The sequence below is a fragment of the Loktanella salsilacus genome, assembly GCF_900114485.1.
Classification (GTDB): Bacteria; Pseudomonadota; Alphaproteobacteria; order Rhodobacterales; family Rhodobacteraceae; genus Loktanella; species Loktanella salsilacus.
On sequence record NZ_FOTF01000012.1, the window covers coordinates 43,210 to 58,836 of the forward strand.

The window sequence follows — 15,627 nt, forward strand, 5'->3', positions numbered from 1 at the left end:
GTTCAGTCCTTTTGGTTCAGCCGGTCCGCGAAGGCATCCAGCAGTTTGTGTTTGAGTATTTTCCCTGTGGGCGCGGCTGGCAAGGCATCAACCGCGAAAATCCGTGTGGGGCGCTTATACCCACTAAGACGTGCGGCGGCAAAATGCGACAGTGCCGCAGTATCGAACGCCAGCGGATCGCGGCATTGCACAAAGGCCAGAATGTCTTCGTCACCGACTGCGTTTTTCGCGCCGATGACAGCGCATTGGATCACGTCGGGGTGGTCGTTCAAGGCGGCCTCTACCTCTGGCGGGTAGACGTTGAAACCGCCGCGGATGATCAATTCCTTGGCGCGTCCAACGATGTGCAGGTTACCGGCGGCGTCCAGCTTGCCCAGATCGCCTGTGCGCAGCCAGCCATCCTGCACGGTTTGCGCGGTCAGGTCAGGGGCGCGGAAATAGCCCTTCATCACATGGGCGCCGCGGGTCAGCACCTCGCCCGCGTCAGCGCCTGGGGCGGCGTCGATGCGCACCTCGATCCCAGGCAAAGGCGGGCCAGCGCTGGTGTCGGGGCTGCCGATGGTATTGCGGGTGCCGCTGACGCCAGCGGTGCTTTCGGTCATGCCATAGCCATTTTGCAGCGGCAGGCCGTAAAAGCCTTCGGCCTTGGCCTTCCACGCGGGGTCAAGCGGGGCAGCGCCGGAAGAGACATAGCGCAGCTTTGCCCCCTCTAGCCGGGTCAGGCCCTGATCGGCGGCGTATTGCATCAGCAGCGCGTGCATCTGCGGGACAGCGGGAAAGACGGTGGCCCCGCCCAGCAGGGCCGCATGCAGTTTGGCGGGGGTAAAGCGGGTTTCCAGCTGCAACGTCGCCCCGCTGATCGCGCAGGCCAGCAGGACAGAGGCAAGGCCGAAGATATGCGTCAGCGGCAGCACGCCGTAGACATGATCGCCCGCCGTCATGCCGCGCAGGTTCATCGACAGATTGCCCGCGAACAGCAGATTGGCATGGGTCAGCATCACGCCCTTGGGCGCGCCTGTGGTGCCGGTGGTGTAAAGGATCACCGCGACATCGGCGGTATCCGCATCTAGCGGCGCGGGGTCCAGCTGGGTCATGTGGAACGGGCCAAAACCGATGTCTTGCGCGCTGGCATCCGCCGCATGGATCGCCGCCTCGGCCGAGCAGGCAGAGGTGTAGACGATGCAGCGCGGCTGCGCGTGATCCACAACGCGGGCGATTTCCGGCGCGGTCATGCGGGCGTTGACGGGTACAGCAATCGCGCCCGCGCGGCTGGCGGCAAAGATGAACACGGCGGTCGCAAGGCAGTTTTCCGCCACGATCAGCACGCGGTCACCGGGCTGTGCCCCTGCGGTTTTCAGCAGGCCCGCAGCAGCCGTGATATGCGCGTCATATTGCGCGAACGTTGTGCTGCCCGCGCTGTCGATGATCGCGGTGGCGGCGGGGCTCCTACCCGCTTGGCCCGCGATCACCGCGTCGATATGGGATTGATCTTGCATGCAAACACCGCCTCCTCGCGGTGGCCTGATGGGGCGGCTAGGCGACAGCGAGGGCGATAAATTTGTCCATGTGATACAGCGTATCGCCAAAGCGGTGATCGACCATCAGCAGGCGTTTCGCCAGATGACCCAGCGCATATTCCTGCGTCATGCCGATGCCGCCGTGCATCTGGATGGATTCCTCTGCCACCAGACGGGCGACCTGGCCGATCAAGGTTTTCGTCGCCGCGACATGGGTGTCGCGGGTCTGGGTGTCCGCGTCCAGATGGCCCGCAAGGTTGATCACGGCAGAGCGCGCCTGCTCGATCTCGATCAGCACGTCGGCCATGCGATGTTGCAAGGCTTGGAATTTGCCGATGGGCTGGCCGAACTGCTTGCGGGTTTTCAGATAGTCGGTGGTCAAGGTGCGGACCGCGTCCATCAGGCCGACCGCCTCTGCGCTGATCGCAAGGGTGGCGCGGGCGTGGGCGGCGGCGAGCGCGGCGTAGCCTTGGCCTGCGGTGCCCAGCAGCGTGCCGGGGGTGTTATCCAGCGTGATTTCAGCGGCATGACCGCCCCCCGTCAGCGGATAGCTGCGGCGCATCAGGCCGGGGGCGTCCGCTGCGACGATAAACAGGCTAATGCCGTCCGTATCCGCCACATCGCCTGACGTGCGGGCGCTGACGATCAAGGTATCCGCCGCGCCGCCGTTGACGACGACGGCCTTGCGGCCCGTCAATTTGCCATCCGCCCAGGTGGTTTCAACGCGCGACAGGTCATAGCGACTGCTGGGTTCGCCATGCGCCAGCGCCAGTTGGCGGGTGCCTGCGATGATGTCGTCCAGCATGGCCTGCTGGCCCTCGTCCCCAAGCGCAGCAATCAAGCCGCCGCCCAGAATGCCGGTGTCGATCAGCGGATCGGTCGCGCCGACGCGGCCCATTTCCTCGGCCACCAGCGCAATGTCAAAGCCCGCGCCGCCAAAGCCGCCTTGGTCTTCGGTGAACAGCGCGCCGATGACGCCCATGTTGGCAAGGCCAGCCCAAACTTCGGGCGATGTGCCCGTGTCGCTGGTTTCAATCTGCGCCAGCAGATCGGGGGTGTATTGGTCGCGCAGGAAACGGCGCAGGCCGTCTTGCAGCATCTGGCGCTCTTCGGTCAGATCAAAGTTCATGATGTCCTCACAGTTCCAGAATAGCTTTGGCGATAATCGACCGCTGCACTTCGTTCGATCCGCCATAGATCGAAAGCTTGCGGTTGTTCAGGTATTGCCCGGTGGGGGCCTGCGCATAGGCGGGGCCAACGGGATCGTTGTCGCCGTCCAGCGCCTCTGACACGAAGGGCATGGCGTAGGGGCCGATGGCCTGCATGGTCAGCGCGTTGATTTCCTGACGCACCTGCGTACCTTTGACCTTGAGCATAGAGCTTTCGGCACCGGGGGCTTGCCCTGCTGCGGCAGCGCTGATGACGCGCAGGTTGGTGGTGGCCATGGCCATCAGGTCAATCTGCACCTGCGCGATGCGGGCCGCAAACAACGGGTGCTGGATCAGCGGCTTGCCGCCCGACAGTTCCGCCCGCGCGATGCGCTTCAGCTGCTCTAGTCCCGCGCTGGCAAAGCCGACGCCCGCGATATTGGTCCGCTCGTGGGTCAGCAGGTATTTGGCATAGGTCCAGCCTTTGTTTTCCTCGCCCACCAGATTGGCGACAGGCACGCGGACGTTGTCAAAGAAGACCTCGTTCACCTCTGCGCCGCCGTCGATCAGCACGATGGGGCGGACGGTGATGCCGGGGGAGTTCATATCGATCAGCAGGAACGAAATCCCTTCCTGCCGCTTGCCCTCTTTGCTGGTGCGGACAAGGCAGAAGATCATGTTCGCGTATTGACCCAGCGTGGTCCACGTCTTTTGCCCGTTGACGATGTAGTCGTCGCCGTCCCGCTCTGCCATGGTCCGGACAGAGGCAAGGTCCGACCCCGCGCCCGGTTCGGAATAGCCCTGACACCACCAGTCGTCGCCGTTCAGGATGCGCGGCAGCCAGTAGGATTTCTGTTCGTCAGAGCCGAAGGCCATCAGCACCGGCCCCAGCATCGCAAGACCAAAGGGCACGATGCGCGGCGCGTTCGCCTTCGTCATCTCGTCCTCGAAGATATGGCGCTGCACGGAATCCCAACCGGTGCCGCCATGATCCACCGGCCAATTGCCCGCCAGCCACCCTTGGGCGTTCAGGATGGCGTGCCATTCCTCGTGGTCTGCCTTGGTCAGCGCCACGCCATCGCGCACCTTGTCGGACAGGTGCGCTGGCAGGTTGTCGCTTAGAAAATCGCGCACGTCGCTACGAAAGGCGATCTGCGCATCGGTGTAATTCAGGTCCATAACCCGGCCCCCTTAATAGATTTCAAATAGGCCAGCGGCACCCTGCCCGCCGCCGATGCACATCGTCACGACGCCCAGCTTTGCACCCCGGCGGCGGCCTTCGATCAGCAGGTGGCCGGTCATCCGGGCCCCCGTCATGCCAAAGGGATGGCCAATGGAGATCGAGCCGCCGTTCACGTTCAGCTTGTCATTGTCGATGCCCAGAAAGTCGCGGCAATACAGCGCTTGGCTGGCGAAAGCCTCGTTGATTTCCCACAGGTCGATGTCGTCCACGCGCAGCCCTGCGCGTTCCAGCAGACGCGGCACCGCATAGATCGGGCCGATGCCCATCTCGTCCGGCTCGCAGCCTGCGACGGCGAAACCGCGAAAGGCGCCAAGCGGCGTCAGGCCGGCGCGCTCTGCCTCTTTCGCGTCCATCATGACCAGCGATGCGGCCCCGTCGGACAGCTGAGAGGCGTTGCCAGCGGTGATGAACTGGTCATCGCCGCGCACGGGGGACAGTTTTTGCAAACCTTCCAGCGTAGTCGACGGGCGGTTGCATTCGTCCGCTGCGACGGTGATTTCGCGCTCCGACACCTCTTTCGTCTCTTTATCCGTCACCTGCATGGTCACGGTGATCGGCGCGATTTCATCGTCAAACTTGCCCGCGTCTTGCCCCGCAGCGGTGCGCTGCTGGCTTTGAAAGGCCAGTTCGTCCTGCACCGCGCGGGACACGCCGTAGCGGGCAGCGACGATATCAGCGGTTTCGATCATTGGCATGTAAAGCTCTGGCTTGTTGGCCAAAATCCAGTCTTCGCGCGAATTGCGCACGGGGGGCTGCACCATGGAAATGCTTTCGACACCGCCGACAAGCACAGCCTTCGCGCCCTCTTGGGCGATCATGTGGCCGCCCATGGCGATGGCCTGCAAGCCGCTGGCGCAAAAGCGGTTTACCGTGGTGCCCGCGATGCTGACAGGCAGACCGGCGCGAATGGTGGCTTGGCGGGCGATGTTGCCGCCGGTGACGTATTCGGGATAGCCGCAGCCCCAAATGCTGTCTTCGATCAGCGCGGGGTCGATGCCTGCGCGGTCAACCGCGTGGCGGGCGGCGTGACCGGCCATGACGGCGCCATGGGTCATGTTGAATGCGCCGCGCCCGGCCTTGCCGATGGGGGTGCGTGCGACGGAAACGATAACGGGATGTGACATGATGCGTCCTTTAACGGTTCAGGCTGGCAAAGGTTTTCCCGGCAGCGGCAAGCTGTTCCAGCAGCGGCGCAGGGGACCAGAAATGGGGATCGGTTTGCGCAAAGGCGCGGATGTCGGCCAGGATCACATCCAGCCCGGTGGTGTCGGCATAATGCAGCGGGCCGCCGCGATAGCGCGGAAAGCCGTAGCCCGACAAAAACACCACATCCACGTCAGAGGGACGCTGCGCGATCCCCTCTTCCACCACACGGGCCGCCTCGTTCACCATGGCGGCCATGGTGCGGCGGGTAATCTCGTCTGCGGTGAAATCCCGCGGCGTCAGGCCAAGGCCCTCGCGGGACTGGGCGATGATCGCGGTGACAGCGGCGTCTGTCCGCCCCTTAGGGCTGGCATCGTCATAGATGTAATAGCCGTGCTTGGTTTTCTGGCCAAGCCAGCCTTGATGATACAGCGCATCGGCAAAGACGGGCGCGCGGTCCAGCGGATGGGCATCCGGCGCTTTGCGCTGGCGGGTCATGTAACCGATATCAAGGCCCGCAAGGTCGCTGACCTGATAGGGTCCCATGGCAAAGCCAAAATCCACAAGGGCGCGGTCCACGGCGTAGGGGCTGGCCCCGTCCAGCACCATGTGATCGACGGCGGTGCGGTAGTGGGACAGGATGCGGTTGCCGATAAAGCCATCGCAGACCCCTGCCCGCACGCCGATCTTGCCCAGCTTTTTCGCCAGCGCAAAGGCGGTCGCGGTCACGTCGGTCGCGGTGGCGTCAGCCACGACGATTTCCAGCAGTTTCATCACATGGGCGGGGGAAAAGAAGTGCAAACCGATGACGTCGCCGGGGCGGCTGGTGGCCTGCGCGATCTGGTTTACGTCAAGGTAGGACGTGTTGGTCGCCATCACCGCGCCGGGTTTGCAGACGCGGTCAAGCTCTTGGAACACCTGCGTTTTGACGTCCATGTTTTCGAAGACCGCTTCGACCACCAGATCGGCATCCGACAGCGCATCATAGCCGACGACAGTGGCCAGTGCATCGGACAGGATCGCGTCGCGCGCGGCCTCGGCTAGCTTGCCGCGTTTGACGGCGCTGGCAAGGTTGCGGGCGATGGTGTCGCGGGCACGGGCGGCGCTGTCTTCGTCGCGTTCAACCAGCGTGACATGCAGGCCGGACAGCACCATCGCAGTGGCAATCCCCGCCCCCATGGTGCCGCCGCCGATGACGCCAGCACGGGCGATGTCGCGGGGGGCGATACCTTTGATCTCTGGCACTTTGGCCACGGCGCGTTCGGCAAAGAAGGCGTGCATCATGCCGGACCGCTGCGGTGTATCCAGCATCGACAGGAACAGGCGACGTTCTGTGGCAGAGGCGTCTTGGTAGGACAGTTCAGTGCCTGCAATGACGGCGTCCAAGACGGCCAGCGGGGCGACTTGGCCTTTGGCGGTTTTGGTCAGGCGGGCGCGCCAATCCGCCAGTAACGCAGCGTCTGCGGCCGGGAATGGCAGGTCGGTCACGGCGCGGGGGCCCGCGCCATCTGCGATTAACTGCGCCGCATAGGCCAGCGCGTCGGCGCGCAAATCGTCCTCCGCCAGCGCATCGACAAAGCCCATATCAAGCGCTTGCGCGCCGCTGACAGGGCGACCGCTGGTCATCAGGGTGATGGCGGCGTCCAGACCCACAAGGCGCGGCATCCGCTGCGTGCCGCCAGCGCCCGGGATCACGCCAAGGGTGACTTCGGGCAGGCCCAGTTTCGCAGATTTGGTCGCGATGCGGTAATGCGCGCCCAGTGCAACCTCTAGCCCGCCACCCAAAGCCGTACCGTGGATTGCGGCGACCACAGGCTTGGGGCTGGCCGCGATGCGGTTGATCAGGTCGGGCAGGAACGGCTTAACCGGAGGCTTGCCAAATTCAGTGATATCAGCGCCGCCGATGAACAGCCGCCCTGCCCCGATGATGATTGCGGCCTGCGCGTCGTCGTCGCCTTCAAAGCAGGTGATCGCGTCCCACAGCCCTTGGCGCACGGCTTGCCCCAGCGCGTTCACAGGCGGATTGTCCACCGTGATCACAGCGACATTGCCAGCTTTTTCGTAACTCACTTGGGTCATGCGCGTCTCTCCCTCGGCATTGGGTTGACGATATCAACCTGACGAGAGATTTCAACATGTAAAATCCTATTCCATTATGCGGAACAGGATTTAAAGGTCATGCGCGCTCATCCCGCTTGATTGGCCCATCATCCGTTCCAGATCACGCACGGTCTGCAGCAGCTTTGGCCCCACCTCTTCGCGCATACGCGCGACAGAGAGGGCTTCGGGCATCGCGCCGCAGGTAAAGACAACTGGATCGCCCAGCTCGCGCGATTGAAAGGGTACGGCGACGGCGTGGATATTGGCGGCGAAATAGCTGTCCGGGTCGGTGATCACATAGCCGCGGGTCTGGATCTGACTCTGCGCCAGATCGCGGTTCACATGCGCCTGATCGGGCGTCAGGCCGCGGTCGCCAGCCGCATCACGCACCGCTTGGGCAAAACCGTCGACGGGCAGCGCCCCCAGCATCGCATGACCGGACGAAGTGCCGTTAAACGGCAGCCTGTGCCCAACCTCTAGCCACAAAGACGCCACGCCGCGCGGGCGCCATGTTTTAACGATCAGCATCTTGCCCGCGTCCCGCACCAGCAGCAGGGACAGGGTGCCGGTTTCATCCGCCAGCCGCTGCATCAGCGGGCCGGACAGATCGACAAAGGACAGTGACGCGCTGGCCATATTTCCCAGCGCCAGCAGCGCAGGACCGGGGCGATAGCGGTCGTGCCGCCGCGTGTGGGTCAGATACCCCAGCGACTGCAGCGTAAAGGTTAAGCGAGAGACGGTTGATTTGGGCAGACCCGTGCGATCCGAAATCTCGGCGTTGCCAAGCCCGTCGTCAGAGGGGCGAAAGGCGCGCAGGACGCTGAGCCCCCGCGCCAATGTCGTTGCAAAGCGTCGGTCTTTTTCCAAATCACCGTCCATAGAGGGCATCCTTTATCTTATGTCACCGCCAGCTATAGCGAATTGGGGATCAGAAGCGAGATAATCGGAAAGCTCATCAACAAGATTAACACGACGACGTCGATCGCAAGAAAACGCCAGATGCCGGCAAAAATCTTATCGATGGGCACGGCTTTGCCCACAACGTTGCTGATAACAAAGACATTCAGACCCACAGGCGGCGTAATCAGGCCGATTTCCAGCAGCTTGACCACGACCACACCGAACCAGATCAGGTTAAAGCCATAGCTTTCGACCAGTGGCACCATCAGCGGCAGGGTCAGCACCATGATCCCGATGGGGTCAAGGAACATGCCAAGGATCAGATAGATCACCGCGATGGCAGCCAGCAGCAGGACCGGCGACAGCTGCGCGTCGCTGACAGAGGCCACGATATCCGACGCCACGCCGGTCAGGGCGATGAAGGCGACAAAAATCTTGGCGGCGGCGGCGATCAGGAAAATGCTCGACGTCTGGATGCAGGTCTCGCGCAGGCTTTCCCACAGATCGCGCCATGTCAGCTTGCGCTGGGCAAAACCGATGACACAGGCGGCGGCGACGCAGATCGCAGCAGCCTCTGTCGCGGTGAAAAAGCCGCCGTAGATGCCGCCGACGATCAGACCGAACAGCGCGACAGCGGGCCATGCGCCGATGGCGGCGTTCAGCTTGTCCTGCATCGTAATCTCGCCTTGATAGGCGGGCGCGGCAGAGGGCTTGGATTTGACCCAGATGTAGATCGCCAGCAAAAAGCCCGCGAGCGACAACAAGCCCGGCAGTACGCCAGCAAGAAACAGGGACGAGATCGAGGTTTCGGTAAAGATGCCATAGATGATGAACAGCACCGACGGCGGGATCAGCGACCCCAGCGTGCCGCCCGCGGCAACCGATGCGGTGGCAAGGCCCTTGTCGTAGCCCATGCGCAACATCTCTGGCGCGCAGATGCGGCCCATGGTCGATGCGCAGGCGATGGACGATCCGGTGATCGCAGAAAATCCGCCGCAGCCCACAACAGACGCCATAGCGACACCGCCGGGCACCTTGGCCAGCCAAACGCGGGCGGCGTCATAAATGCGCGTCGTGATATCCGCGCGGTAGGCGATATGGCCCAGCGCGATGAACAGCGGGATCATCGACAGATCGTAGGAATGGATCAGGTCGAAGGAATTCGAAAACACCAGCGACGTGGTCGGACGCACCGCGCGGTCTGGGGTGAACGCGCCGGTGCGGGTCGCGAAAATCACAAAGGTGCCGATGGTGCCGATGCCTGCCAGCGCAAAGGCAATGGGCACGCGAAGGGCCAGAAGGCCAATCACAGCGGCAAAGGCGCATAGGCCAATCAGGGTGCCGTCCATTATGCGCGGTCCTTTTCGTCTTCAACAAAGGTAGAGCTGGTGGTTTCCGACAAGGCGGGGATACCGCCTGCGCGCAGGGTGCGGATGTCGCCGATGACCAGAAGCAGCAGGCGCAGCCAGCAGAACGACATGCCGATCAGAAACAGCACCCGGCCCGGCCACTTTGGCAGGTTCAACTGGCCGAAATAATATGACCCGCTTGTGATCATATGCACCGTCTCGTTCCAACCAGCATAAAGCAGCGGGGACAGCGCCAGCAGGCCAAACATGCCGCCAAAGATGACCAACATGCCCTGCGCCCGCATGGGCAGGCGATTGGACACGAACTCTACCACGATATGCGCACGCGCCGTGGTTGCGGCGGCCAGTGGCAGCACGATGGCGACCACCATCAATTCGCGCACCATGACGATGGTGTCGGGAATGCCCGAATTCAGCGTGACCCGCAGCAGAACGCTGGCGGTAATCAATGCGCCCAGCGCGATGACAGCGCAGCAGGCAAGGTCAAGCAACAGCCGTTCGATGCGATACAGCATCGGCCACCCCCAAGTTTATGTTTGGAATAGGTCAGGCTGCGGCGAGGATCGCCGCAGCCCTAAGGTCCGGACTAGCGAGTCCAGGGATAGCCCTGCGCGTCCCGCTCTTCGGTGTATTTCGCCAGCAGTGCGCGGTAGCTGTCCAGCATGCCTGCACCGTCAAGGCCGGCAGCAGTTGCCTGCTCGACCCATGCGTCGATGTAAGGCGCGCCGCGCTCGACCAGTTTGTCACGCTCTGCCGCGTCCAGTTCGATCACTTCGACGCCCGCATCCTTCATCGTCTGCACGGCGGCATCGTTGTCCGCGGTAATCAGCTCGCCCAGCGTGTCGGCCATGCCGACGCCCGCGTCGTTCATCGCGGTCTGCTGTTCAGGGGTCAGGGCGTCGTAAGCATACTTGTTCATAAAGATGCCCAGCGCGCCAACTTGGCCCCAGTTCATCAGTGTGTAGCTGGTCATGACCTCTTGCTGCTTGAGCGCGGCCACAGCGTAGGAATACCCCTGCGAGCAGTCCAGCAACCCGGTATCCATACCCTGATAGGCGTCATAGATCGACATCGCGACCATGTTCGCGCCCAGATCGCGGAAGACGTCGCCATAAGCGCCCACGCCGCGCACTTTAAGGCCTGACACGTCCTCTGCGGTGCGGATCGCCGCGCCTTTGCAGCCGATGTTCACGGCAGAGGTGGTGAAGGTGCCAAGATAGACCAGATCCTGATCGGCCAAGTTGGCGGCGATGATCGGGTCGGTGCGCATCAGCTCGTCTGTGGCGCGCATACCGACCCAAGCGTCCGCGTTCAGCAGCGGCAGATCGGCGATGCCATAGGCGATCATTTCCTGCGGGAAATAGACGCCAATGATGGTGCCAAGGTCGGCCACGCCGTCGCTGACGCCTTGCAGGGCAGCATCAGCCTTGAACAGCGCCCCGCCCCACTGGATGTCGATCACCAGATCGCCATTCGTGCGCGCGGTCACGTCATCGGCAAAGGCCTGAGTCGCCACAGCGCGTGCACCGCGATTGGGGCCAGCCTCGCCCAGAATAAGTGTGGTTTGCGCGCTTAGCGCGGTCGTTGCCATGCATAGCGCTAGCGTGGCTGAAGCCAGAGTCTTCTTCATCGTCGCTCCTCCCAGAACTTCCAATAAGTAGAATACACTTCCACTATACGGAATTGAGTTTATGAAGCAAGAGAGGATATCCGAAGTTTGCTACCCTAAATTGTGGCCCACCCTGGGGGTCGTCGCACCGCATCGTAAACGCCCCGGCCACCCCGTAGGGCGGCCGGTTTGGTCACGTTAAAACCGAGGTGTGAACGCTGCCTTAACCGGGAACAGCAACCATGTGGCCGCTGGTGACCTCTTGCATCAGATGGCGCGCCACGATGGCCCCGGCCGGGTGGACGGGGTTGGGGATATCGCCCGACATGCGCGGCGTGTCAGGGCGCTGGGCGCGTGGGTCGGCAATTGGCACCGCCGCCATCAACCGCTTGGTATAGGCGTGTTGCGGGTTGCCGAAAATCTGCGCCCGACTGCCGACCTCTACGATTTGGCCAAGGTGCATCACCGCAACCCGGTCCGAGATATTCTCGACCACGGCCATGTCGTGACTGATGAACAGCATGGCGATGCCAAACTCGTCCTTGAGGCTACGCAGCAAATCCAGCACCCGCGCCTGCACAGACACATCCAGCGCCGACACGCTTTCGTCCGCGATGATCAGCTTGGGCGTCAGGGCCAGCGCGCGGGCGATGCAAATCCGCTGGCGCTGGCCGCCGGAAAATTCATGCGGGTAGTTATCCAGCTGCGCTGTCGTCAGACCGACCTTTTCCATCAAGGCGGCGGCGCGGGCGCGGCGGCTGGTGGCATCGCCCGTCCCGTGGATCAGCAGCGGTTCAGCAATCTGGTCCCCCACGGTCATGCGCGGATCAAGGGCGGCCATCGGATCCTGAAAGATGATCTGCGTCGCCGCGCTCAGCCGCTTGCGGGCCTGCGCGGTCATGGTGCCAACGGTCTGATCGCCCACGCGGATCAGCCCGGTATGCGGCACAAGGCCGACAATGGCGCGGGCAATGGTGGACTTGCCGCAGCCGGATTCGCCGACAAGGGAAAAGGTTTCCCCGGCGCGGATATCAAGGCTGACACCTTCCACCGCGTGGACCCGGTGGGTCACGCGGTTCAGCACACCGCCGCGCAGATCGAACCGGACCTGCACATCGCGCAATTCAGCCACCACAGGTGCATCGGGGCGCGGCACGGCGCGGCCGCCCTGCCCCATGCGCGGCACAGCTGCCAGCAACGCCTGCGTATAAGGCTGCTGCGGCGCGGCAAAGATATCGTCTACGCGGCCCGTTTCCTCGATCACGCCTTTGCGCATGATCACGACGCGGTCAGCCATTTCGGCGACGACGCCCATGTCGTGGGTAATCAGCAGGATCGCGGTGCCGTGGGACGCTTGCAGATCGCGCAGCAGGTCCAACACTTCGCGCTGCACGGTGACATCAAGCGCGGTCGTGGGCTCATCGGCGATCAGCACGTCAGGCTTGAGCGCCAAGGCCATCGCGATCATCACGCGCTGGCGCATCCCCCCCGACAGCTCGTGCGGGAACTGGCCCATGCGGCGGGTGGGTTCGGACAAGCGCACAGCGCTCAGCGCCTCTAGCGCTTGGCGGCGGGCGGCCGCGCGAGAGATCGGCTCGTGCGCGCGGATCGCCTCTATCAATTGGGTGCCGATGGTCATCACCGGGTTCAGACTGGTCATCGGCTCTTGAAAGATCATTGCAACACGGTTGCCGCGCACGGCGCGTAATTCCGGCTCTGGCATGCCGGTCAGGGTCCGGTCGCCCAGCTTAATGCATCCCCCGGTGACGCGCACCGCAGGGGGCGGCAGCAGGCCCATGATCGCCAGCGAGGTGATGGATTTGCCAGACCCGCTTTCGCCTGCAATCGCCAAGGTCTCTCCCCGCGCCAGATCAAAGCTGATGTTGCGGATCAGGGGCAGCAGCCCCCCTTGCGTGCGGACGGCAACGGTCAGGTCTTGCACCGACAAAACGGGGGTGTCCGGGGCCATGTTGGCCCCGGTCAATGGTTTCAAATCCGCGCTCATTCGAACACGCAACGCGGGAAGTAAAAGCTGACGATCCAGTTCGGCATATCCACGATTTCTGATATCCGCAGATCGCCGCAGGTGCTGACCAGCATATAGGCGTCAACCGCCGCCATGCCGCGCGTGGCGCACAGATGATCGACCATGCCTGCCACCGCATCGCGGGACGCAGTCATCAGGTCGGGGCCGATGCCGGTTGTGACCTCGTACCCTTTATGGTCCAGATGCCGCGTGACGGGCCCCGGCGTGGTGAAACGCGGAGTTTTCAGGTTCGCACCTTTCACCAGATCAAGGGTCAGGACCACGTCCATCGGGCTTTCAATCGCGGTGCCGCAAACTTCGCCGTCGCCTTGGGCGGCGTGGGTGTCACCGACGCTGAACAAAGCGCCCGCGACTTCCACGGGCAGATAAAGCGTCGTGCCAGCGGATAGATCACGGATGTCCAGATTGCCGCCTACCCGCCGGGGCGGAACGACGGAATGCAGGCCGGGTTCGGCCAGCGCGTTGCCGATGGTGCCGGCAAAGGGCTTTAACGGCACGCGGCCTTCTTTGCCAAACAGCGACGGCGCCATGGTTTCTGGATCATAGGTCCAGATGTGCAGCGCGGGGTCGGTGAACTGATCCGCCAGCAGGCCAAAGCCCGGAATGTTCGCAGTCCAGCCCCAGCCTTTGCCGTCCTGCGCACGGGGCGCAAAACTGTCGAGGGTCACCTTTATCGCGTCCCCCGGCTGAGCCCCTTCAACCCAGATCGGGCCGGACACCGGATTGATCTTGCCGAAATCCAGCGTTTCCACATCGGCCACGGTGGACGACGGGCCAAGCTGGCCCGCCGAACTGTCGTGGCAGTGAAACAGGATCGTCTGGCCCGGTTCCACCCTTTGCGCCGGGGCAAGTGAATTGTCCCAGCCAAAGTGGTGCTGCGCGCCGTGGATCGTGTAATCGCAAGCCTTGCACATGGTGTTATTCCGTCACGTAGACGTAGTCATAGTTCACCGGGATCGACACCGGATCAACGTAAAGCGCATCAGCGCCGCCCATACGTTCGGACTTCATAGTGTAGCGCTGTTCGTTGAAGACCGGCACCCATGGAGCCTCTTCCATGACCTTCATGTAGACGTCGGACCACATCTGCATGCGGGCCGGATCGGCGGGGTCGATCATGCTGTCGGCAGCGGTTGCTTCGGCGTCGATCTCTGCGTTGCAGAACTTGGACCAGTTCCAGCCGCCTTCCTCTGCGCCAGCGCAGCCCAAGATCGGGCCAAAGAAGTTGCTGGGGTCAGGGAAGTCGGCAATCCACGCCATGCCGCCGGACCAGATCATCGGGGCGGTGCCTGCGCCGCCTGCCTCGATCACGTTGGCCTGCGCAAGGGACTGGATCGACGCATTCACGCCAATCGCCGCCAGATCCTGCTGGATCGCCTGCGCAATGCGTGGGTTGGGGTCGGTGTTCATCACGAAAAGCTCTGTGTCGAACCCGTCTGCCAAGCCAGCTTCTGCAAGCAGCGCCTTGGCCGCTTCGACGTCATAGGCGTAACCGGCGTAACCTTCGGTGTAACCGGGCATCGAGGGTGGCAGCGGCTGGGTCGCGGGCACGGCGCGGTTGTTGATCAACTGCGTGATGCGCTCCTTGTTGATCGCCATGTTGATGGCTTTGCGCACATTCACGTCGTCCAGCGGCGGGGTCGTGACGTTCAGGGTGATATAGCCGGTCTGCAACTGGCCGCCTTCGATCACGCGGGCAGCTTGAGCAGGATCGCCCATCACCTCTTGGAATTTGGCGGGCGGGATACCGTCACCGGGCACGTCGACTTCGCCATTTTGCAACCGCAGCAGGGCGACGATAGGCTCTTGGCCGACCTCGAACGTCACGGTGTCCAGATAAGGCAGACCGGCACGCCAGTAGTCGGCGTTCTTTTCAAACACCAGTTTTTGGCCGATGGTCCAGTCGCCCAGCTTGAAGGCACCCGTGCCCACGGGCATTTTGCCGAAATCGCCGTTGGCGGCGTCAACAGCTTCGCTTGGCACGACAGAGGCAAAGTTCAGCGCCATAACGTGCAAGAAGGTCGCATCAGGGCGGGACAGTTTGATTTCCACCGTGGCGGGGTCAACGACGGTGACGCCTGTAAGTGTATCAGCCTCGCCGCTGGTGATCGCATCATAGCCAGCGATGGCACCAAAGAAGCCCGCGCCGGGGGATTGCGTGGCCGGGTTCGTGACACGGTCGAGGGAGTATTTCACATCCTCGGCCACCATGTCGCGGCCGTTGTGGAATTTGACGCCGGGGCGCAGGTGGAAGGTGAAGGTCAGGCCGTCTTCGGAAATCTCATAGCTTTCGGCCAGACCGGGGCGCAGCGTTGTGGTGCCGGGCTCGTAATCCATCAGGCCGTCGAACAGCGATTTAATCATCGACCAGTTCTGCCAGTCATAGCCAATCGCCGGGTCCAGCGTGGCGACGTCGTCCTTATAGGTGACGGTGATATTGCCGCCGGACACAGCGTTCGGGTCCAGTGTTTCCTGTGCAAACGCTGGCAGCGCGATGGCTGCAATCAATGCGGTAGAGGCAAGTAGTTTTTTCATTTTAGTCTCTCCTGT

The 15,627-nt window shown here is 62.9% G+C and carries 12 protein-coding genes; all 12 read right to left on the reverse strand.

What is annotated here, in order from left to right; translation table 11 throughout:
- Nucleotides 1-2: 2 nt before the first annotated feature.
- On the reverse strand, nt 3-1,496 hold the full coding sequence (locus BM131_RS12105; RefSeq protein ID WP_090189816.1) for a class I adenylate-forming enzyme family protein: 1,494 nt from the start codon (nt 1,494-1,496) through the stop codon (nt 3-5).
- Nucleotides 1,497-1,533: 37 nt separating this feature from the next.
- A complete protein-coding gene (locus BM131_RS12110) occupies nt 1,534-2,646 on the reverse strand; it encodes an acyl-CoA dehydrogenase family protein (RefSeq protein ID WP_090189818.1) in 1,113 nt (370 codons plus the stop codon).
- 7 nt (nt 2,647-2,653) lie between these two features.
- A complete protein-coding gene (locus BM131_RS12115; protein WP_090189820.1) occupies nt 2,654-3,844 on the reverse strand; it encodes an acyl-CoA dehydrogenase family protein in 1,191 nt (396 codons plus the stop codon).
- 12 nt (nt 3,845-3,856) lie between these two features.
- Nucleotides 3,857-5,032, reverse strand: a complete 1,176-nt coding sequence (locus tag BM131_RS12120; protein WP_090189822.1) for an acetyl-CoA C-acyltransferase — start codon at nt 5,030-5,032, stop codon at nt 3,857-3,859.
- Nucleotides 5,033-5,042: 10 nt separating this feature from the next.
- A complete protein-coding gene (locus BM131_RS12125) occupies nt 5,043-7,130 on the reverse strand; it encodes a 3-hydroxyacyl-CoA dehydrogenase NAD-binding domain-containing protein (RefSeq protein ID WP_090189824.1) in 2,088 nt (695 codons plus the stop codon).
- Between the two features lie 90 nt (nt 7,131-7,220).
- Entirely contained in the window at nt 7,221-8,030 is an 810-nt protein-coding gene (locus BM131_RS12130) for an IclR family transcriptional regulator (protein WP_090189826.1), read from the reverse strand.
- 32 nt (nt 8,031-8,062) lie between these two features.
- Nucleotides 8,063-9,400, reverse strand: coding sequence for a TRAP transporter large permease (locus BM131_RS12135; protein WP_090189828.1), 1,338 nt, complete (start codon nt 9,398-9,400; stop codon nt 8,063-8,065).
- Nucleotides 9,400-9,936: a TRAP transporter small permease gene (locus tag BM131_RS12140; RefSeq protein WP_090189831.1), complete on the reverse strand. Its 537-nt coding sequence runs from the start codon at nt 9,934-9,936 to the stop codon at nt 9,400-9,402. Before BM131_RS12140 ends, BM131_RS12135 begins: the two co-directional genes overlap by 1 nt.
- Nucleotides 9,937-10,007: 71 nt before the next feature.
- Complete coding sequence (locus BM131_RS12145) at nt 10,008-11,051, reverse strand: C4-dicarboxylate TRAP transporter substrate-binding protein (RefSeq protein ID WP_090189834.1); 1,044 nt, start codon at nt 11,049-11,051, stop codon at nt 10,008-10,010.
- Nucleotides 11,052-11,253: 202 nt separating this feature from the next.
- The gene (locus BM131_RS12150) at nt 11,254-12,999 is read right to left on the reverse strand and encodes an ABC transporter ATP-binding protein (RefSeq protein WP_090189836.1); all 1,746 of its coding nucleotides are present in this window, start codon (nt 12,997-12,999) and stop codon (nt 11,254-11,256) included.
- Between the two features lie 32 nt (nt 13,000-13,031).
- Nucleotides 13,032-13,991 carry an acetamidase/formamidase family protein gene (locus BM131_RS12155; RefSeq protein WP_090189838.1) on the reverse strand — a complete coding sequence of 320 codons (960 nt, stop codon included), beginning with the start codon at nt 13,989-13,991 and terminating at the stop codon, nt 13,032-13,034.
- 4 nt (nt 13,992-13,995) lie between these two features.
- Nucleotides 13,996-15,612, reverse strand: coding sequence for an ABC transporter substrate-binding protein (locus tag BM131_RS12160; RefSeq protein ID WP_090189840.1), 1,617 nt, complete (start codon nt 15,610-15,612; stop codon nt 13,996-13,998).
- Nucleotides 15,613-15,627 lie beyond the last annotated feature (15 nt).

What these genes read in the sequence shown, in the direction of transcription:
- BM131_RS12115 (WP_090189820.1), bottom strand. Translation starts at nt 3,844, where the DNA reads ATGGACCTGAATTACACCGATGCGCAGATCGCCTTTCGTAGCGACGTG.
- BM131_RS12160 (WP_090189840.1), bottom strand. Translation starts at nt 15,612, where the DNA reads ATGAAAAAACTACTTGCCTCTACCGCATTGATTGCAGCCATCGCGCTG.
- BM131_RS12105 (WP_090189816.1), bottom strand. Translation starts at nt 1,496, where the DNA reads ATGCAAGATCAATCCCATATCGACGCGGTGATCGCGGGCCAAGCGGGT.
- BM131_RS12155 (WP_090189838.1), bottom strand. Translation starts at nt 13,991, where the DNA reads ATGTGCAAGGCTTGCGATTACACGATCCACGGCGCGCAGCACCACTTT.
- BM131_RS12145 (WP_090189834.1), bottom strand. Translation starts at nt 11,051, where the DNA reads ATGAAGAAGACTCTGGCTTCAGCCACGCTAGCGCTATGCATGGCAACG.
- BM131_RS12135 (WP_090189828.1), bottom strand. Translation starts at nt 9,400, where the DNA reads ATGGACGGCACCCTGATTGGCCTATGCGCCTTTGCCGCTGTGATTGGC.
- BM131_RS12130 (WP_090189826.1), bottom strand. Translation starts at nt 8,030, where the DNA reads ATGGACGGTGATTTGGAAAAAGACCGACGCTTTGCAACGACATTGGCG.
- BM131_RS12110 (WP_090189818.1), bottom strand. Translation starts at nt 2,646, where the DNA reads ATGAACTTTGATCTGACCGAAGAGCGCCAGATGCTGCAAGACGGCCTG.
- BM131_RS12125 (WP_090189824.1), bottom strand. Translation starts at nt 7,130, where the DNA reads ATGACCCAAGTGAGTTACGAAAAAGCTGGCAATGTCGCTGTGATCACG.
- BM131_RS12120 (WP_090189822.1), bottom strand. Translation starts at nt 5,032, where the DNA reads ATGTCACATCCCGTTATCGTTTCCGTCGCACGCACCCCCATCGGCAAG.
- BM131_RS12150 (WP_090189836.1), bottom strand. Translation starts at nt 12,999, where the DNA reads ATGGCCCCGGACACCCCCGTTTTGTCGGTGCAAGACCTGACCGTTGCC.
- BM131_RS12140 (WP_090189831.1), bottom strand. Translation starts at nt 9,936, where the DNA reads ATGCTGTATCGCATCGAACGGCTGTTGCTTGACCTTGCCTGCTGCGCT.